23 protein-coding genes and 1 tRNA gene are annotated in these 15,729 nt (G+C 73.7%); 15 read left to right on the top strand and 9 right to left on the bottom strand.

What is annotated here, in order from left to right:
- Positions 1 to 22 precede the first annotated feature (22 nt).
- Positions 23 to 1,276, top strand: coding sequence for a phosphoserine phosphatase SerB (serB, locus tag CRP29_RS01155; RefSeq protein WP_245852248.1), 1,254 nt, complete (start codon positions 23 to 25; stop codon positions 1,274 to 1,276).
- A gap of 45 nt (positions 1,277 to 1,321) precedes the next feature.
- Here serB and CRP29_RS01150 read toward each other — a convergent pair whose 3' ends face one another.
- On the bottom strand, positions 1,322 to 1,891 hold the full coding sequence (locus CRP29_RS01150; RefSeq protein ID WP_097193240.1) for an isochorismatase family protein: 570 nt from the start codon (positions 1,889 to 1,891) through the stop codon (positions 1,322 to 1,324).
- Positions 1,888 to 3,207 carry a nicotinate phosphoribosyltransferase gene (locus tag CRP29_RS01145; protein ID WP_097193239.1) on the bottom strand — a complete coding sequence of 440 codons (1,320 nt, stop codon included), beginning with the start codon at positions 3,205 to 3,207 and terminating at the stop codon, positions 1,888 to 1,890. The genes CRP29_RS01150 and CRP29_RS01145 overlap by 4 nt, the downstream gene beginning before the upstream one ends.
- A gap of 60 nt (positions 3,208 to 3,267) precedes the next feature.
- Here CRP29_RS01145 and clpS point away from each other — a divergent pair, with 60 nt between their 5' ends.
- Together clpS and CRP29_RS01135 are read left to right on the top strand one after the other, a co-directional pair.
- Positions 3,268 to 3,564, top strand: coding sequence for an ATP-dependent Clp protease adapter ClpS (gene clpS, locus CRP29_RS01140; RefSeq protein ID WP_097193238.1), 297 nt, complete (start codon positions 3,268 to 3,270; stop codon positions 3,562 to 3,564).
- On the top strand, positions 3,561 to 4,061 hold the full coding sequence (locus tag CRP29_RS01135) for a DUF2017 family protein (RefSeq protein ID WP_097193237.1): 501 nt from the start codon (positions 3,561 to 3,563) through the stop codon (positions 4,059 to 4,061). Before clpS ends, CRP29_RS01135 begins: the two co-directional genes overlap by 4 nt.
- On the opposite strand, the gene CRP29_RS01130 is transcribed toward CRP29_RS01135, so the two are convergent.
- The gene (locus CRP29_RS01130; protein WP_097193236.1) at positions 4,000 to 4,353 is read right to left on the bottom strand and encodes a hypothetical protein; all 354 of its coding nucleotides are present in this window, start codon (positions 4,351 to 4,353) and stop codon (positions 4,000 to 4,002) included. The genes CRP29_RS01135 and CRP29_RS01130 overlap by 62 nt on opposite strands.
- A gap of 97 nt (positions 4,354 to 4,450) precedes the next feature.
- On the opposite strand from CRP29_RS01130, the gene CRP29_RS01125 reads away from it, so the two are divergent.
- The 7 genes from CRP29_RS01125 to CRP29_RS01095 all read left to right on the top strand — a co-directional run bounded on the left by CRP29_RS01125 (position 4,451) and on the right by CRP29_RS01095 (position 9,646).
- A complete protein-coding gene (locus tag CRP29_RS01125; protein ID WP_097193235.1) occupies positions 4,451 to 4,936 on the top strand; it encodes a M67 family metallopeptidase in 486 nt (161 codons plus the stop codon).
- Positions 4,937 to 5,064: 128 nt separating this feature from the next.
- Positions 5,065 to 5,343, top strand: coding sequence for a MoaD/ThiS family protein (locus CRP29_RS01120; RefSeq protein WP_097193234.1), 279 nt, complete (start codon positions 5,065 to 5,067; stop codon positions 5,341 to 5,343).
- 46 nt (positions 5,344 to 5,389) lie between these two features.
- On the top strand, positions 5,390 to 6,340 hold the full coding sequence (locus CRP29_RS01115) for a PLP-dependent cysteine synthase family protein (RefSeq protein WP_097193233.1): 951 nt from the start codon (positions 5,390 to 5,392) through the stop codon (positions 6,338 to 6,340).
- A gap of 146 nt (positions 6,341 to 6,486) precedes the next feature.
- Positions 6,487 to 7,314: a glutamate racemase gene (gene murI / locus CRP29_RS01110; protein ID WP_097193232.1), complete on the top strand. Its 828-nt coding sequence runs from the start codon at positions 6,487 to 6,489 to the stop codon at positions 7,312 to 7,314.
- Entirely contained in the window at positions 7,311 to 8,054 is a 744-nt protein-coding gene (locus CRP29_RS01105) for an MBL fold metallo-hydrolase (protein WP_097193231.1), read from the top strand. The genes murI and CRP29_RS01105 overlap by 4 nt, the downstream gene beginning before the upstream one ends.
- Before the next feature lie 60 nt (positions 8,055 to 8,114).
- On the top strand, positions 8,115 to 9,071 hold the full coding sequence (locus tag CRP29_RS22350) for a DNA polymerase domain-containing protein (protein WP_097194013.1): 957 nt from the start codon (positions 8,115 to 8,117) through the stop codon (positions 9,069 to 9,071).
- Between the two features lie 92 nt (positions 9,072 to 9,163).
- On the top strand, positions 9,164 to 9,646 hold the full coding sequence (locus CRP29_RS01095) for a DUF4262 domain-containing protein (protein WP_097193230.1): 483 nt from the start codon (positions 9,164 to 9,166) through the stop codon (positions 9,644 to 9,646).
- A 3-nt stretch (positions 9,647 to 9,649) separates the two neighbouring features.
- Here CRP29_RS01095 and bcp read toward each other — a convergent pair whose 3' ends face one another.
- From bcp to CRP29_RS22345, 3 genes are all read right to left on the bottom strand, one after another.
- Positions 9,650 to 10,144 carry a thioredoxin-dependent thiol peroxidase gene (bcp, locus tag CRP29_RS01090; RefSeq protein ID WP_097193229.1) on the bottom strand — a complete coding sequence of 165 codons (495 nt, stop codon included), beginning with the start codon at positions 10,142 to 10,144 and terminating at the stop codon, positions 9,650 to 9,652.
- 64 nt (positions 10,145 to 10,208) lie between these two features.
- Entirely contained in the window at positions 10,209 to 10,613 is a 405-nt protein-coding gene (locus tag CRP29_RS01085) for a YjbQ family protein (protein WP_176522779.1), read from the bottom strand.
- A 59-nt stretch (positions 10,614 to 10,672) separates the two neighbouring features.
- The gene (locus tag CRP29_RS22345) at positions 10,673 to 10,891 is read right to left on the bottom strand and encodes a DUF4337 family protein (RefSeq protein ID WP_245852489.1); all 219 of its coding nucleotides are present in this window, start codon (positions 10,889 to 10,891) and stop codon (positions 10,673 to 10,675) included.
- Positions 10,892 to 11,455: 564 nt separating this feature from the next.
- Between CRP29_RS22345 and rph the strand changes: the two genes are divergently transcribed.
- Complete coding sequence (gene rph / locus CRP29_RS01080; RefSeq protein ID WP_097193228.1) at positions 11,456 to 12,196, top strand: ribonuclease PH; 741 nt, start codon at positions 11,456 to 11,458, stop codon at positions 12,194 to 12,196.
- Entirely contained in the window at positions 12,193 to 12,804 is a 612-nt protein-coding gene (gene rdgB / locus CRP29_RS01075) for an RdgB/HAM1 family non-canonical purine NTP pyrophosphatase (protein WP_097193227.1), read from the top strand. Before rph ends, rdgB begins: the two co-directional genes overlap by 4 nt.
- A 1-nt stretch (position 12,805) precedes the next feature.
- Here rdgB and CRP29_RS01070 read toward each other — a convergent pair whose 3' ends face one another.
- A complete protein-coding gene (locus CRP29_RS01070; protein ID WP_097193226.1) occupies positions 12,806 to 12,991 on the bottom strand; it encodes a hypothetical protein in 186 nt (61 codons plus the stop codon).
- 119 nt (positions 12,992 to 13,110) lie between these two features.
- Between CRP29_RS01070 and CRP29_RS01065 the strand changes: the two genes are divergently transcribed.
- Complete coding sequence (locus tag CRP29_RS01065; protein ID WP_097194011.1) at positions 13,111 to 14,028, top strand: DUF6910 family protein; 918 nt, start codon at positions 13,111 to 13,113, stop codon at positions 14,026 to 14,028.
- A gap of 10 nt (positions 14,029 to 14,038) precedes the next feature.
- On the opposite strand, the gene CRP29_RS01060 is transcribed toward CRP29_RS01065, so the two are convergent.
- Positions 14,039 to 14,563 (bottom strand): VanZ family protein, encoded by a 525-nt coding sequence (locus CRP29_RS01060; protein ID WP_097193225.1) that lies wholly within the window; start codon positions 14,561 to 14,563, stop codon positions 14,039 to 14,041.
- A 108-nt stretch (positions 14,564 to 14,671) separates the two neighbouring features.
- Here CRP29_RS01060 and CRP29_RS01055 point away from each other — a divergent pair, with 108 nt between their 5' ends.
- Entirely contained in the window at positions 14,672 to 15,304 is a 633-nt protein-coding gene (locus tag CRP29_RS01055; RefSeq protein WP_097193224.1) for a dihydrofolate reductase family protein, read from the top strand.
- A gap of 24 nt (positions 15,305 to 15,328) precedes the next feature.
- Here the strand turns inward: CRP29_RS01055 and CRP29_RS01050 are convergent.
- Positions 15,329 to 15,409: transfer RNA gene (locus tag CRP29_RS01050), tRNA-Leu, on the bottom strand.
- A gap of 88 nt (positions 15,410 to 15,497) precedes the next feature.
- Here CRP29_RS01050 and CRP29_RS01045 point away from each other — a divergent pair.
- Positions 15,498 to 15,728 carry a DUF3618 domain-containing protein gene (locus tag CRP29_RS01045; RefSeq protein WP_097193223.1) on the top strand — a complete coding sequence of 77 codons (231 nt, stop codon included), beginning with the start codon at positions 15,498 to 15,500 and terminating at the stop codon, positions 15,726 to 15,728.
- Position 15,729: the final 1 nt, after the last annotated feature.

Below are 15,729 nucleotides of genomic sequence, written 5' to 3'. Positions count from 1 at the left end.
CCCGGTACGGCACCATGGCGGGGTGCCGCTGGACCCCACCCCCCCGATGCCCGAGGTCCCCGAGGCCGTCGCCGCCCGAGCCCTGCTGACCGTGAGCGGCGCCGACCGTCCCGGCGTCACGGCCCGGCTGTTCGCCGCGCTGGCCGGGGCGGTGCCCGCGGTCGAGGTCCTCGACGTCGAGCAGGTCGTGGTGCACGGCCAGCTGGTGCTGGGCGTGGTCGTCGGCGTGCTGCCCACCGAGGGGGCTCCCGCGGCGGACGAGGACGCGCTGCTGGAGCACCTGGGCCGGCTGGCGACCGCGGTCGCGGCCGACGTGGGCCTGCGGGTGGACGTCGACCCGGCCACGGTCGGCCCGGCGTCGGTCTCGGCCGGCCGCCCGCACCACGTGATCCTGCTGGGCCGGCCGGTCACGCCCGAGGCGGTCGCTGGAGCGGCGCGGGGCATCGCCGCGGTCGGCGGCAACATCGACGCCATCCGCCGGCTGTCCGACTACCCGGTCACCAGCTTCGAGCTGACCGTCTCGGGGGCGGAGGCCACCGCCCTGCGCACCGAGCTGGCGTCGGTCGCCGCCACGACCGGCACCGACATCGCCGTCGAGCGGGTCGGGCTCGCCCGCCGCAGCAAGCGGCTGATCGTGCTGGACGTCGACTCCACCCTGGTGCGCGGCGAGGTCATCGACGAGCTGGCCGCCCGCGCCGGCCGCGCCGCCGAGGTCGCCCGCATCACCGCCGCCGCCATGAACGGGGAGCTGGACTTCGCCGAGTCGCTGCGCAAGCGGGTCGCCGTCCTGGCCGGGCTGCCGGTGGAGGTCCTCGACGAGGTGCGCGAGGCGCTCGTGCTCACCCCCGGCGCGCGCACGCTCATCCGCACGCTGCAGCGGCTCGGCTTCCGCTGCGGGATCGTCAGCGGTGGGTTCACCCAGATCACCGATCCGCTGGCCGAGAGCCTCGGGCTGGACTTCGCCGCCGCCAACACCCTCGAGGTCGTCGACGGCAAGCTGACCGGCGGGCTCGTGGGGGAGATCGTCGACCGCTCCGGCAAGGCGCGCGCCCTGGCGCGCTTCGCTGCCGAACACGGGATCCCGCTGGACCAGACCGTCGCGGTCGGGGACGGCGCCAACGACCTCGACATGCTCAACACCGCGGGCCTGGGCATCGCCTTCAACGCCAAGCCCTTCGTCCGCGAGCAGGCGCACACCGCGCTCAACCAGCCCTACCTGGACGCCGTCCTGCAGGTCCTCGGCTTCACCCGCGACGAGGTCCTCGACGCCTCCTAGGGACTTCCTGCACCGGAAGTCCCGGACTTTCGGTGCAGAAAGTCCTCAGGAGGAGTGGTGAACCTCGCCGACGAGGTCGACACCCGCGGTGCGGAGCTGGTCCAGGGCGGCTTCGGTGGTGGCCTCGGAGACGCCGGCGGTGAGGTGCAGCAGGACGCGGGTGTCCAGCCCGTTCGCGACGGCGTCGAGGGCGGTGGCGCGCACGCAGTGGTCGGTGGCGATGCCGACGACGTCGACGGCGTCCACCCCGTGGGCCCGGAGCCACGTGGCCAGCCCCACGCCGGAGGCCGACCCCTCGAAGCCCGAGTAGGCGGCGGCGTACTCGCCCTTGTCGAACACCGCCTCGATCGGCCGGCGGTCCAGCGCCGGGTGCAGTTCCACCCCGTCGGTGCCGACGACGCAGTGCCGCGGCCACGAGTCGACGAAGTCCGGGGCCTCGGCGAAGTGGGCACCCGGGTCGATGTGGTGGTCCCGGGTGGCGACGACGTGGTCGTAGCCGTTGGCCGCCACGTGCGCGGTGACGGCGGCGGCGACGGCGGCGCCCCCGGAGACGGCCAGGCTGCCGCCCTCGCAGAAGTCGTTCTGGACGTCGACGACGATCAGTGCGCGGGTCATCGGAGCCCCTCTCGGGCGGTCACGGTGTCGAGCACGGGCTCGCCGCGGGAGAGCGCGAACGCCTCCGGCGGCAGGGCGGCGCGCACCTGCTCGTGGTGGGCCCTGGCCAGGCGCAGCGCCTCGGCGGGGGAGACCGGGTCGCAGGTCTCGCCGCCGCGCACCAGGGGCACGAGCAGGTCGCGGTCGTCCGGGCGGGCGGCGACGGGTCCGGCGGTGACGAGTTCGGCGGTGGACACGCCGTCCCGGTGCCTGCGCACGGCGGACTTGCGCCCGCCCACGGAGAGCTTGCCCTCCGACCGCTTCGCGACCGGGACGCCGTCGCGCTCGACGAGCTTGTAGACCATCCCGACCGTGGGCGCGCCGGACCCGGTGACCAGCGAGGTGCCCACCCCGTAGCCGTCGACCGGCGCGGCGGCCAGCCCGGCGATCGCGTACTCGTCCAGGTCGCTGGTGACCACGATCCTCGTGCCGGTCGCGCCGAGCTCGTCGAGCAGCTCGCGGGCGCGGGTGGCCAGCGTCGGCAGGTCGCCGGAGTCGAGCCGGATCCCGCCGAGCTCGGGGCCGGCCACCTCGACCGCCGTCCGGATGCCCTCCTCGACGTCGTAGGTGTCGACCAGCAGCGTGGTGTCCTTGCCGAGGGCGGCGACCTGGGCCTCGAAGGCGGAGCGCTCGTCGTCGTGCAGCAGCGTGAAGGCGTGCGCGCTGGTGCCGGTGGTGGGCACGGCGTAGCGGCGTCCGGCCTCGAGGTTGGAGCTGGCGGCGAAGCCGACCAGGTGCGCCGCGCGGGCGGCGGCGACGGCCGCCTCCTCGTGCGTGCGCCGCGAGCCCATCTCGATGCAGGGCCGCTCGCAGGCGGCCGAGATCATCCGCGCCGCGGCCGAGGCGATCGCGCTGTCGTGGTTGAGCACCGACAGCGCGAGGGTCTCCAGCAGGACGCCCTCGGCGAAGGAGGCCCGCACGGTGAGCACCGGGGAGCCGGGGAAGTAGAGCTCGCCCTCCGCGTAGCCGTCGATGTCGCCGGAGAAGCGGAAGTCCGCCAGCCAGTCCAGCAGCCGTGCGTCGGTGAGCCCCTGCTCGCGCAGGGCCGCGAGCTCGTCGTCGCCGAACCGGAAGTGCGGCAGCGCCTCCAGGAGCCGGCCGGTGCCGGCGAGCACCCCGTACCGGCGGCCGTGCGGCAGCCGGCGGGCGAACACCTCGAAGACGCACTGCCGGTCGGCGGTGCCGTCGGCCAGCGCGGCGGCGACCATCGTCAGCTCGTAGCGGTCGGTGAAGAGCGCAGGAGACGGTGGGGGAGTCAGCCCGGTGTCCACAGCCATGATCGCCGAAGCTTAGGCGGGCGCCGGGACCGGGGCCGAGCGGCGTCCTAAGGTGGAGCCGTGGCCGGACCTCTCGCTCCGACGTGGACGCCGGAGACCACCAGCGAGGAACGCAGCGACCTCGACCGCCCGTGGGTGACCATCGTCTGGAACGACCCGGTCAACCTCATGACCTACGTGACGTTCGTGCTGCAGGAGATCTTCGGGTACGACGAGGCGACGGCGACGACGCTGATGCTGCAGGTGCACCACGACGGCAAGGCGGTCGTCAGCTCCGGTCCGCGCGAGCGGATGGAGCACGACACGAGCCGGCTGCACGCCTACGGACTGTGGGCCAGTTACCAGAAGGACGCATGAACCCCTTCCTCGCCGCCCGGGGCGGCGACCTGGTCGCCCGGCTGGAGCCCGCCGAGGCGGGCATCCTCGGGCTGCTCCTCGACCAGCTCGAGCAGCTGCTCACCGCGGACCCCGACGACGTCGGCGACGACCCGGTGGTGGAGCGGCTCTTCCCCGACGGGCACCGCTCCGACCCGGAGATGGCCGCGGACTACCGCGACCTGACCGAGGCCTCGTTGCGCAGCGGCAAGGCCGACGACCTCGCCATGGTCCGTGCGTCGCTGCCGGCCGAGGGCGGCGACGTCCGGCTGGACACCGACCAGGCCGGGGCCTGGCTGCGCACCAGCAACGACCTGCGCCTGGCGCTGGGCACCCGGCTGGACATCAGCGAGGAGACCGAGCCTCCGGAGGACGTCGCGGACGAGGAGGACCAGCAGCTGGCCGTGTACTACTGGCTCACCGCGCTGCAGGGCTCGCTCGTCGACGCGCTGGTCGCTTCTCGTTCCGGCCGAACGTGAGCAGCACCAGCGCCGCCAGCAGCAGGTCGAGCACGAAGAACGTGTAGACCATCCCGTGCAGCTCGACGCCCTTGGTCCAGGCGCCGATGCACGAGACCAGCGTGATCGCGGACAGCGCCAGCAGGAACAGCAGGACCACCGCGCGCAGCGTCACCATGATCACCACGGAGGCGCGGTCGTTCGGATCACCGGTCACGTAGCCGCGGTGCCGGAACATGCCCCGGGCACCGAGCACGAGTGCGGGCAGCGGTGCCACGAGCACACCGGCGATCAGCAGAGCGTCATCCCACACGGGACCGAACCGTATCGGTCCACCGCCCGTCCATCGCCGGGGCTCCACCTCACGGCCCTCCCGGGGGCGGTGGATCCGCGCCGCCTAGACTGGGCCCGTGCTGCGCATCGACCGCGCGACCTACGACGCCATCGTGGCCCACGCCCGGGAAGACCACCCGGACGAGGCCTGTGGCGTCGTCGCCGGGCCCGAGGGCACCGAGCGCCCGGAGCGCTTCGTCCCGATGCTCAACGCCGCGCGGTCGCCGACGTTCTACGAGTTCGACTCCGCCGACCTGCTGCGGCTGTACCGGGACATGGACGACCGCGACGAGTGGCCGGTCGTCGTCTACCACTCGCACACCGCGACCGAGGCCTACCCGTCGCGCACCGACGTCGGCTACGCCTCCGGTCCGGCCGCCGATCCGCGCACCCACTACGTGCTGGTCTCCACCCGGCACCACGAGAAGCAGACGGGGCTGGCCGGCGACGACGTCGAGTTCCGCAGCTTCCGGATCGTCGACGGCGAGGTGAACGAGGAGGAGGTCGAGATCGTCGAGTCCTACCTCTTCGGCCACTCGCCGACCACCGTCGTCTACGACTGATCGGTGGACCTCCCCGCCCACGCGGAATCCCGCACGGCGGCCGGGCGTTGGCCCGGCTAGACGCACCAGTTCGCTGCCCTCGCGCAGCGTGCCCCCGATCAGCTGAACCCCCGAGGAGAACGCACGCCATGGCCATCGAGGTCCGGATCCCCACCATCCTGCGCACCCACACCGGCGGCAACAAGACCGTCCAGGGCACCGGCGCCACCCTCTCGGCGCTCATCGACGACCTCGACGCGCAGCACTCGGGCCTGAAGAGCCGCCTCGTCACCGAGGAGGGCAAGCTGCACCGCTTCGTCAACGTCTACGTCAACGACGAGGACGTGCGCTTCACCGGCGCGCTGGACACCCCGCTGAAGGACGGCGACTCGGTGACGGTCCTCCCGGCCGTCGCAGGCGGCTGCTGAGCGGTCCGCCGCCCGTCCCTCCCGCCCCCGTCCCGGAAGAGTCCCCATGGCCCGCTTCGCCTCGCTCCTCGACTCGCTCGGTGGCACCCCGCTCGTGGGGCTGCCGAACCTGTCGCCGACGTCCGACGTCCGGCTGTGGGCCAAGCTCGAGGACCGCAACCCCACCGGCTCGATCAAGGACCGCGCCGCGATCAAGATGATCGAGGCGGCCGAGAAGGAGGGGCTGCTGCACCCCGGCTCGACGATCCTCGAGCCCACCAGCGGCAACACCGGCATCTCGCTGGCCATGGTGGCCCGGCAGCGCGGCTACAAGCTGATCTGCGTCATGCCCGAGAACACCTCGGTGGAGCGCCGGCAGCTGCTCGAGATGTACGGGGCGCAGATCATCTCCTCGCCGGCGGCCGGCGGCTCCAACCAGGCCGTCGCCATGGCCAAGGAGCTCGCCGCCGAGCACGACGACTGGGTGATGCTCTACCAGTACGGCAACCCGGCGAACGCCCAGGCGCACTACGAGGGCACGGCGCCGGAGATCCTCGCCGACCTGCCCTCCATCACCCACTTCGTCGCCGGCCTGGGGACGACGGGGACGCTCATGGGCTGCTCCCGCTACTTCCGCGAGCACAAGCCGGGCATCCAGGTGATCGCCGCGGAGCCGCGCTACGGCGAACTCGTCTACGGCCTGCGCAACATCGACGAGGGCTTCATCCCCGAGCTCTACGACGCCTCGCTGCTGGACTCCCGGTTCTCCGTCGGCCCGGACGACGCCATCCACCGCACCCGCCGGCTGGTGGAGCGGGAGGGCATCTTCGCCGGCATCTCGACCGGCGCGATCCTGCACGCCGCCCTCGGCATCGCCGACAAGGAGGTGGCGGCCGGGCGCAAGGCCGACATCGTCTTCATCGTCTGCGACGGCGGCTGGAAGTACCTCTCCACCGGCGCCTACGCCGGCACGCTGGAGGAGGCGTCCGCCGCGCTCGAGGGCCAGCTCTGGGCCTGAGTTCTGGCAGGGTGCGGTCGTGCTGATCACGGCGTGCCCGAACGGGGCCCGGAGCACGGGGGACCACCCCGCGCTGCCCGACCCGGCGCAGCGGGTGGCCGCCGTCCGGGCGTCCGGTGACACGGGCAGTTAGCCTGACCGGCGACATGGGGACGACTCAGCCGGGTGCCGACGCACCGATCGGCATCTTCGACTCGGGCGTCGGTGGGCTCACCGTCGCCCGGGCGGTGCTGGACCAGCTGCCGGGCGAGGCGATCCGCTACATCGGCGACACGGCCAACGGGCCGTACGGGCCCCTCCCGATCGCCGAGGTCCGCCGGCACTCGCTCGCCGTGATGGACGGGCTGGTCGCCGACGGCGTGAAGATGCTGGTCGTCGCCTGCAACTCGGCCAGCGCCGCGTCGCTGCGCGACGCCCGGGAGCGCTACGACGTGCCGGTCGTCGAGGTCGTGCTGCCCGCCGTCCGCCGGGCCACGGCGGCCACCCGCAACGGGCGGATCGGCGTCATCGGCACGCAGGCCACGGTCACCAGCGGCGCCTACGAGGACGCCTTCGCCGCGGTGCCGGGGATCAGCGTCACCAGCGCCGCCTGCCCGAGCTTCGTCGACTTCGTCGAGCGCGGGGTCACCAGCGGCCGGCAGCTGCTGGGGCTCGCGCAGTCCTACCTCGACCCGCTGCTGGCCGCGGGCGTGGACACCGTCGTCCTCGGGTGCACGCACTACCCGCTGCTGACCGGGGTCCTCTCGCTCGTCCTCGGTGACGACGTCACCCTGGTGTCCAGCGCGGAGGAGACCGCGAAGGACGTCTACCGGGTGCTGACCAGCGCCGGCCTGCTGCGCGCCGAGGACGCACCGGCACCACGGCACGCCTTCCTGGCCACCGGCGATCCCGAGCCGTTCGCCCGGCTGGGCCGCCGGTTCCTGGGCCCCGAGATCGGCTCGGTGCTGCGCGTCGGCGCGGTGGGGGTGGCGTGAGGCTGACCGTCATCGGGTGCTCCGGCAGCGGCCCGGGCCCGAGCTCGCCCGCGTCGAGCTACCTGGTCGAGCACGACGGCTACCGGCTGGTGCTCGACCTGGGCAACGGCGCCTTCGGGGCGCTGCAGGGGCTGATCGACCCGGGCTCGGTCGACGCGGTGTTCCTCTCGCACCTGCACGCCGACCACTGCCTCGACGTCGCGCCCTTCGTCGTCTGGCACCGGTACTCGAAGCGCTCGCCGGGGCGGCTCGTCCCGCTGTACGCGCCGGTGGGGGCCGAGCGCCGGCTGGCGCTGGCCTACGACAGCGACGGGGACGGGCTCACCGACGTCTTCGACTTCGTCCCCGTCGGCCCGGGGGCGCTGACCATCGGCCCGTTCGAGGTGGAGCTGGCGCGCACCGCGCACCCCGTCGAGACCTACGCGATCCGGCTCACGGCCGGCGGGCGCTCGCTGGTCTACACCGGCGACACCGGGGTCAGCGACCGCGTCGTCGAGCTGGCCCGTGGCGCCGACGTGCTGCTCGCCGAGGCCGCGCACCCGGACAACGACCCCGACCAGCCGCCGGGCCTGCACCTGACCGGCCGGCAGGCCGCCCAGCACGCCGCCGCGGCCGGGGTGGGCCGGTTGCTGCTCACCCACATCCCTGCCTGGGTGGACCGGATCGGCCAGCTCTTCGCCGCCAGCTCGGTGTTCTCCGAGACCGAGCTGGTCCAGCCGCTGAGCGTCTACGAGATCTGATCGACCCGACCGGGCGACGACCGGTTGCCGCGGGGCCGGTGTCCGGGCAGCGTGGCGGGCGTGGCCACCGAGGAGCGGGACGGCGTCGCGCTGAGCAGCCTGGACTCGCCCCTGGGCGACGACCTCGGCGTGACCAAGCGGCAGCTCGTCGACTACCTGGACGCGGTGGCCGAGCGGCTCGTCCCGCAGCTCGCCGGCCGGCCGCTGTCGGTCAAGCGGGTGCGGCCCGGGCAGCCGCCGTTCATGCAGCGCAACGTGAGCAAGGGGGCGCCCGACTGGGTGCGCACCGCGCCGATGTGGTCGGAGGGCTCGCACCGGGAGATCCACCAGGTGGTGTGCGACGACCGCCGCACGCTGCTGTGGCTGGGCAACCAGCGCGCCGTCGAGCTGCACGTCCCCTTCTTCCGCATCGGGAACCCGGAGCCCACCGGTCTGGTGCTGGACCTGGATCCCCCGGAGGGCGCGGACTTCTCCGTCGTCGTCGCCACCGCGCACCTGGTCCGGCAGGCGCTGCAGGGGGCCGGCCTCGCGGGCGCGGTCAAGACCAGCGGGTCCAAGGGCGTGCACGTCGTCGTCCCCGTCACCGGATCGCCGGGGGAGGACGTCGCTGCCGCGACGCGCGCGCTGGCCGCCCGCACCGCTGCCCTCGACACCGACCTGGCGACCACCGCCTACCTGCTGGAGGACCGGGAGGGGAGGGTGTTCGTCGACTCCACCCGCTCGGGGCAGGCCACCATCGTGGCGCCGTACAGCCCGCGGCTCCGCCCTGGGCTGCCGGTCTCGTTCCCCGTGGCGTGGGACGCGCTGGAGGACGTCCGCCCGGGTGACGTCACGGTGACCACGGCACCGGGCCTGCTCGGGGACGACGACCCGTGGGCGCGGGCGCTGCCCGATCCGCAGCGGCTGCCCGCGGAACTGGTCGCCGAGGGGCACGCGATCCCGGTCGCGCGGGTGCAGGCCATGCACGAGGGCAAGCGCCGCAAGCGGGCCCGGGAGGCGACGAGCACAGAGGGCTGACACTCCCGCTCGTCCGGTCCACACCGGGCGGTGCGCTCCACAGATCGTTCCCGGGCGGCGCCGCACGCCGGTCGGGCGGCGAGGGTTCCGGCATGACACAGGATGCGCAGACCATCGCCTGGCTCGACCAGGAGGACGCCCGGCTCGCCCAGCTGATCCGCCGCCACGGCTGGGCGGTCCAGTACGTCTCGGCGGACGAGGAGGAGGAGCCCTCCTTCGCCTACACCGTGGGCCTGTTCGGCCTCGGGCACCCCGAACTGGTGGTCGTCGGGGTCGGGTACGACACCGCCTGCGGGCTGCTGAACCGGGTGGGGGACATGGTCCTCGACGGGCGCGATCTCGTCGCCGGCGAGGTGATCCGCGACGACGACGGCGTGCCGGTGCTCGCGGTCGAGGTGCTGCCCAATGCCGGGGAGGTGCTCTTCTCCGCGAACCGCTTCTACCAGCGACCGGACGAGTTCTCGGTGCCCGCCTACCAGCTCACCTGGGCGCTGCCCGGCGGCATCTTCCCCTGGGACCACGGCTACGCCTGCGAGCCCGGCTGCCAGCCCCGACCGGGGGAGTGGCGGGCGTGAGCGTCAGCTCAGGCCGAGGTCGCGGCGCAGCTTGGCGACGTGGCCGGTGGCCTTGACGTTGTATGCCGCCTTCTCGATCCGGCCCTCGGCGTCGATGACGAACGTCGAGCGGATCACGCCCACGACCTGCTTGCCGTACAGCTTCTTCGGCCCGTACGCGCCGTAGGCGGTGAGCACCTGCTTGTCCTCGTCGGAGACCAGCGTGATGCTCAGGTTCTCCTTCTCGCGGAACCGCATCAGCTTCTCGACCGGGTCGGGGGAGACGCCGATGATGTCCAGCCCCGCCTCGGCGAGCTCACCCGCGGCGGCCGTGAAGTCGACGGCCTGGGTGGTGCAGCCCGGGGTCAGCGCCGCCGGGTAGCAGTACACGATGACCCGTCGGCCCCGGTAGGACGACAGGGACACCAGGTTGCCCTCGGCGTCGGGCAGCGTGAACTCCGGGGCGGGCTCGCCGGGGGTGAGGCGGACGGGTGCCGTGTCGGTGCTGCTGTCGGTCATGCCCGGCATCCTGCCGTGTCCGTGTGACGAACCTGCAGCGGGTGCGCCGCCCCTGGGGGGGCGGTCAGCCGGCCAGGAACGAGAAGCGCACGTGCCGCTGGTGGTTGTCGGTGTTGGTGTCGACGAGGCAGATCCGCTGCCAGGTGCCCAGCTGCATGCGGCCCTCCAGCACCGGGACCATCGTCTGCGGTGGCACGAACGCCGGCAGCACGTGGTCGCGACCGTGCCCCGGGCTGCCGTGCCGGTGTCGCCACCGGTCGTCGCGCGGGAGGAGTTCGTCCAGCTGGGCGAGCAGGTCGTCGTCGCTGCCGGCGCCGGTCTCGATCAGCGCGATGCCCGCCGTGGCATGCGGGACGAAGACGTGCAGCAGGCCGTCGACCTCCTGGCGCACGAACTCGGCGCACTCGTCGGTCAGGTCCACCACGACCGGCACCCCTCCGGTCCGGACGGCACGCAGCTCCGATCTCATGACGACGATCTTCGCCGTCCCAGCTGATCGGCGCCGCGTGACCGTCCGGGGAGCCCGGTTCAGCCGAGGTGCGCCCAGACCACCGCGCCCCCGCCGATGAGCAGCCCGGCGCCGCCGATCGCCAGGGTGGCGACCTGCGGGAGGTGGCGGCGGAACACCGTCGCGATACCGCCGAAGAACAGGGACAGGGCCAGGAACACCGTGGCCAGGTCGAACCGGTCGCCCTTGTCGTCCGCGGCGACCGCGTCCTGGTAGGCGGCGTCGGCCTCCTCGGACAGCGCGTTGCCCTCGGCCCACTCGGCCAGGGAGTAGGGGGAGCCGGCCTCGGCGTCGAAGGGGGTCGGTGACGTCGTCCCCGGTCGTGTCGTACCAGTCGACGGTCTCGGCGAGCGACTCGGAGAAGAACGACTCCCGCAGGGCGTCGGCGGCCTCCTCCTGGTCGGTGATCCGCAGCTCCGCGTACTGCAGGAAGAGGGTGCGGTCGAAGTTGTACTGGCCGGTGGCGTCCCCGTAGATGTCGGCCGCCTGGCTGGTGAGGGTGTTCGCCTGCGCGTAGCCCTGGATGGCGTTGCCGCCGTGGATGGCCGACCAGTAGGCGCTCCAGGCGGTCGCCACGGCGGCCAGGCCCAGGAGGAAGGCGGCGAGGATCTCCATGCGGCGCCCGTCGTCGGGGGCGTCGGGCTCCGGCGTGCCGACGGGGGCGGAGAACTCGGTGCTCATGGGTATCCCTGCTGCTCAGACGCCCGATCGGGCGAGGTCGCGGCGGACAGTAGGGCATCAGGAGCACGCGGCCGAGGCCGCCAGCGGAGGGGTGGGGCGCGTGCGCACTACTGTCGACTCCCGTGAGTGAGTCCAGTTCTCCTGCCCGTGCCGACGGCCGCTCGGCCGACCAGCTCCGCCCGGTGACCATCACCCGCAACTGGCTCGACCACGCCGAGGGCTCGGTGCTGGTGGAGTTCGGCAAGACCCGGGTGCTCTGCGCGGCGAGCGTGACCGAGGGCGTGCCGCGATGGCGCAAGGGCTCGGGCCTGGGCTGGGTCACCGCCGAGTACTCGATGCTGCCCCGCGCCACGCACACCCGGAACGACCGCGAGTCGGTCAAGGGCAGGATCGGCGGCCGCACGCACGAGATCAGCCGGCTGATCGGCCGCTCGCTGCGCGCCTCGATCGACCTGGGCGCGCTGGGCGAGAACAGCATCGCGATCGACTGCGACGTCCTCCAGGCCGACGGCGGCACCCGCACCGCGGCGATCACCGGCGCCTACGTCGCTCTCGCCGACGCCGTCTCCTGGCTCGGCGACCGCAAGAAGCTGGCGAAGAACGAGCCGCTGATCCAGTCGGTGGCCGCCGTCAGCGTCGGCGTCATCGACGGCGAGCCGCGGCTGGACCTCGCCTACGAGGAGGACGTCCGCGCCGGCACCGACATGAACGTGGTGTGCACCGGCGACGGCGGTTTCGTCGAGGTGCAGGGCACCGCCGAGGGCGCCGTCTTCGACCGGCCCACTCTCGACGCGCTCCTCGACCTCGCCGTGGCCGGGTGCGCGGAGCTGACCCGGCTGCAGGCCGCCGCGCTCGCGCGATGAGCACCCGGCTCCTGCTGGCCACCCGCAACGCGGGCAAGCTCGCCGAGCTCCAGCGGCTGCTGGTCTCCGCCGTCCCCGGTGTGGAGGTCGTCGGGCTGGCCGACGTCGAGGACTACCCGGAGGCGCCCGAGACCGGGGCCACGTTCACCGAGAACGCGCTGCTCAAGGCGCGCGAGGCCGTGCGGTACACCGGCCTGCCGGCCGTGGCCGACGACTCCGGTCTGACCGTCGACGCGCTCAACGGGATGCCGGGCATCCTCTCGGCCCGCTGGTCGGGCCGGCACGGCGACGACGAGGCCAACACCGCGCTGCTCCTGGGCCAGGTGGCCGACGTGCCCGACGGGCGACGGGGCGCGGCGTTCGTGTGCGCCGCGGCCCTCGTCCTGCCCAGCGGTGCCGAGCGGGTGCTGGAGCGGGAGTGGCGCGGCACCGTGATCCGCGAGAAGCGCGGCAGCAACGGCTTCGGCTACGACCCCGTGTTCGTACCCGACGGGCTGGAGGTCACCTCGGCGCAGCTCTCACCGGGGGAGAAGGACGCGCGCAGCCACCGCGGTCAGGCGTTCGCGGCGCTGGTGCCGGTCATCGCCGAGGTGCTCGGCGACCGCTGAGTCAGTCGAGGCCGAGGCTGAACCAGTCGACCGCGGCGAGCTCGGCGCGCAGCGCGTCGTAGATCGGCAGGTCGGCGTCCGGCTCGGCGTGCCGGCCCGGGCGGTCGACGTCGGCGAGGGAGGCGATGGTCTCCGGCGTGTCCTCCGGCGCGCGGTGGCGTCCGACGGCGAGGGCGGCGTTGCTCATACGCGGGAGTTCGGCGCTCCGGACGCTGCGCCCGAGCCTGCGCCGGGCCCGCCTCACCCTGGGGGGTGAGGCGCGGTACCGGAGAGCCGGTGTGCCGGCGCACCGGGCAGAGTGGCGGCATGCGGCTGTTCGTGGACGGGATCCGGCGGCTGCGCTTCGACGACGGGACGCCGGTGACCGCGGCGTCGGCGATCGCACCGCTCGGCGACGGCTGGCTGATCGCGCAGGACGACGCCACGTCCGCCGCCTGGCACCGCGCCGGCTCGGTGACGCCGGTGCGGCTGATGCCCCCGGTCGAGGGGTGCGACCGGTTCTCCGAACACGCCGGGACCAAGCATCTCAAGCCCGATCTGGAGGTCGCCTGCCCCGCGGCGGTGGCGGGCGACCCGGCGGTGCTGCTGCTGGGGTCAGGCTCCTCCGCCCGCCGCACGAGCGGGATCCTGGTCCGCCTCGGGGACGGCGTGCCCCGAGCCACCGGAGCCGACCTCACCCCGCTCTTCGAACGGGTCGCCGCGCGGCTGGGGGTGCCGATGGACCAGCTGAACCTGGAGGGGGCCGCCCGCCTCGGGAACCGGATGCGCTGGTTCTCCCGGGGCAACCTGGCCACGGGCACCCCGTCGGCGAGCGTCGACCTCCCGCTGGCGGCCCTGGTCGACGCCGTGCTCGGCCGGACCGCTGCCGCCGCGGTGCCGGTGGAGCACCCGCGCCGGTACGACCTGGGTGAGGTCGGCGGCGTGGGTCTGGCGATCACCGATGCCGTCGCGCTGCCGGACGGGCGGGTGATCCTGAGCACCGCGGCCGAGGACACCCCGAACGCCGTCGACGACGGCCCGGTGATGGCCACCGCGCTCGCGCTCGTCGACGACGAGACGGTCGTGGACGTCGCGCGGGTTCCCGAGCTCGACGGCACCGTGCACAAGATCGAGGGGCTCGCGCTCCGGGTCGTCGAGGGCCGCACCGTGCACCTGCTGGCGGTCGTGGACGACGACGACCCCGAAGCCCCCTCGGTCGAGCTGGACCTGCGGCTCGAGCTCTGAAGCGGGGGGTTCAGGGCTCCGACGGCGCCCGATCGGTCCGCCGGGCCGCCGCGCGGTCCGCGAGCGCGAGCGTCGCGCGGGCCAGCAGCACGCCCGCGGCGACGCCCAGCGTGTTCATCGTCCAGTCGTTGGTGTCGCACGCCCGGCCGATCGCGGGGACCGCCGCCTGGACGGCCTCGATCCCGGCGGACAGTCCGGCGCCCGCCGCGAGCACGGCCCACGGCCGGCGGGTGGCCAGGGCGGCGAAGACGGCCGCGGGCAGCAGGAGCGCGACGTTGGCCAGCAGCTCCACCCGGCCGAGGGCGGGCAGCGCGAACTGGACGGTGCAGCCGCCCGCCGAGGCGCCCTTGCCCGACGGGGTCAGTGTGAGCGCGAGGACCGGGAAGGTGGCGACCACGGCGAGCACGAGGAGCAGCGGCGAGCCCGGGCGGGCACGGCGCAGCGCGACGTAGCCGACGACGGCGCAGACCAGCGCCACGAGCGCCAGTGTCCCCGGGACGAGCGCCGAGTGGTCCAGCAGGAAGTCGGTGATCATCGAGCGTCGACCCTAGGGGGACGGGCCGGCGTCGTCGGAGCGGTGAGTTCGTCCCCGCAGGCCGGTCTACTCCGGAACAGCCACGGAATCACCCCTCGGGAGCACGGTATGGGACTCATCCACGTCGAGATGTTCACGACCCTCGACCTCGTGGGGCAGGCGCCCGGTGGCCCCGAGGAGGATCCGGACGGCTTCCCGTTCGGCGGCTGGCAGGCGCCGCTCCTGGACGAGGTCTCCGGAGCCCAGATCGCCGCCGCCTACCAGGGCACGGACGCCCTACTGCTCGGCCGGCGGACCTACGACATCTTCGCGGCCTACTGGCCGCACCAGGAGGGCGGGGAGGACGACGACATCGCCGCCCTGTTCAACCGGGTGCCCAAGTACGTGGCCTCCCGCGGCCGGCCCGAGCTGTCGTGGGCCGGGTCGACGCTGCTCGGCCCCGACCTGGCCGCCGCCGTGCGCGAGGTCCGCGACCGGCACGAGCACGTCACGGTCGTCGGCAGCCTGGACCTGGTGCAGACCCTGCTCCGCGAGAGGCTGCTCGACCGGCTGGACCTCTGGGTGCACCCGATCCTGCTCGGCGTCGGCAAGAAGCTGTTCGACGGCGGTGCGGTGCCCGCGAACCTCGAGCTGCTCGAACCGCCCGCGGCCGGCGCGACGGGGACGGTGTTCCTGCGCTACGGCTTCCGCGACGGCGTCCCGGCGACGGGGGACATGAGCGCGCCGGACCGCGGCGTCTGACGCGGCGGCGAGCGCGCGTCGTCGTGCGGGAGAGGGGAGTCGAACCCCTACGCCCGAAGGCACCAGATCCTAAGTCTGGCGTGGCTGCCGTTACACCACTCCCGCGAGGTCCTGAGAGTCTAGGAGCACCCCACTCGGATGACGGGCGGACGGTGGATGGGCCGGGTCGGCCCAGGTCTGGCAGGCTGTCGGGGTGCCTCGCGACCCTCGACAGATCCAGCTGGAGATCGACGCCGCCCGCGAGTCGCTGGCCGCCACGCTGGACCAGCTGACCCACCGGACGAGCCCCAAGCGCCTGCGCGCCAAGGGCCAGGAAGCCGTCGTGCGCTGGCTGCAGACGCCCGCCGGCATGGCCACCGCCGGCGCCGTCGGCCTGTTCGTGACCTTCGTCGTCGTCCAGCGGGTCCGGCACCGCAACGACTGAC

Source organism: Blastococcus aggregatus, assembly GCF_900221005.1.
Classification (GTDB): Bacteria; Actinomycetota; Actinomycetes; order Mycobacteriales; family Geodermatophilaceae; genus Blastococcus; species Blastococcus aggregatus.
This window is presented reverse-complemented; position numbering and strand designations above follow the sequence as displayed.

What these genes read in the sequence shown, in the direction of transcription:
- CRP29_RS01150 (WP_097193240.1), bottom strand. Translation starts at nt 1,891, where the DNA reads ATGACCCGCGCACTGATCGTCGTCGACGTCCAGAACGACTTCTGCGAG.
- CRP29_RS01145 (WP_097193239.1), bottom strand. Translation starts at nt 3,207, where the DNA reads ATGGCTGTGGACACCGGGCTGACTCCCCCACCGTCTCCTGCGCTCTTC.
- CRP29_RS01135 (WP_097193237.1), top strand. Translation starts at nt 3,561, where the DNA reads ATGAACCCCTTCCTCGCCGCCCGGGGCGGCGACCTGGTCGCCCGGCTG.
- CRP29_RS01120 (WP_097193234.1), top strand. Translation starts at nt 5,065, where the DNA reads ATGGCCATCGAGGTCCGGATCCCCACCATCCTGCGCACCCACACCGGC.
- CRP29_RS01115 (WP_097193233.1), top strand. Translation starts at nt 5,390, where the DNA reads ATGGCCCGCTTCGCCTCGCTCCTCGACTCGCTCGGTGGCACCCCGCTC.
- murI (WP_097193232.1), top strand. Translation starts at nt 6,487, where the DNA reads ATGGGGACGACTCAGCCGGGTGCCGACGCACCGATCGGCATCTTCGAC.
- CRP29_RS01095 (WP_097193230.1), top strand. Translation starts at nt 9,164, where the DNA reads ATGACACAGGATGCGCAGACCATCGCCTGGCTCGACCAGGAGGACGCC.
- bcp (WP_097193229.1), bottom strand. Translation starts at nt 10,144, where the DNA reads ATGACCGACAGCAGCACCGACACGGCACCCGTCCGCCTCACCCCCGGC.
- CRP29_RS01085 (WP_176522779.1), bottom strand. Translation starts at nt 10,613, where the DNA reads ATGAGATCGGAGCTGCGTGCCGTCCGGACCGGAGGGGTGCCGGTCGTG.
- rdgB (WP_097193227.1), top strand. Translation starts at nt 12,193, where the DNA reads ATGAGCACCCGGCTCCTGCTGGCCACCCGCAACGCGGGCAAGCTCGCC.
- CRP29_RS01070 (WP_097193226.1), bottom strand. Translation starts at nt 12,991, where the DNA reads ATGAGCAACGCCGCCCTCGCCGTCGGACGCCACCGCGCGCCGGAGGAC.
- CRP29_RS01065 (WP_097194011.1), top strand. Translation starts at nt 13,111, where the DNA reads ATGCGGCTGTTCGTGGACGGGATCCGGCGGCTGCGCTTCGACGACGGG.
- CRP29_RS01060 (WP_097193225.1), bottom strand. Translation starts at nt 14,563, where the DNA reads ATGATCACCGACTTCCTGCTGGACCACTCGGCGCTCGTCCCGGGGACA.
- CRP29_RS01055 (WP_097193224.1), top strand. Translation starts at nt 14,672, where the DNA reads ATGGGACTCATCCACGTCGAGATGTTCACGACCCTCGACCTCGTGGGG.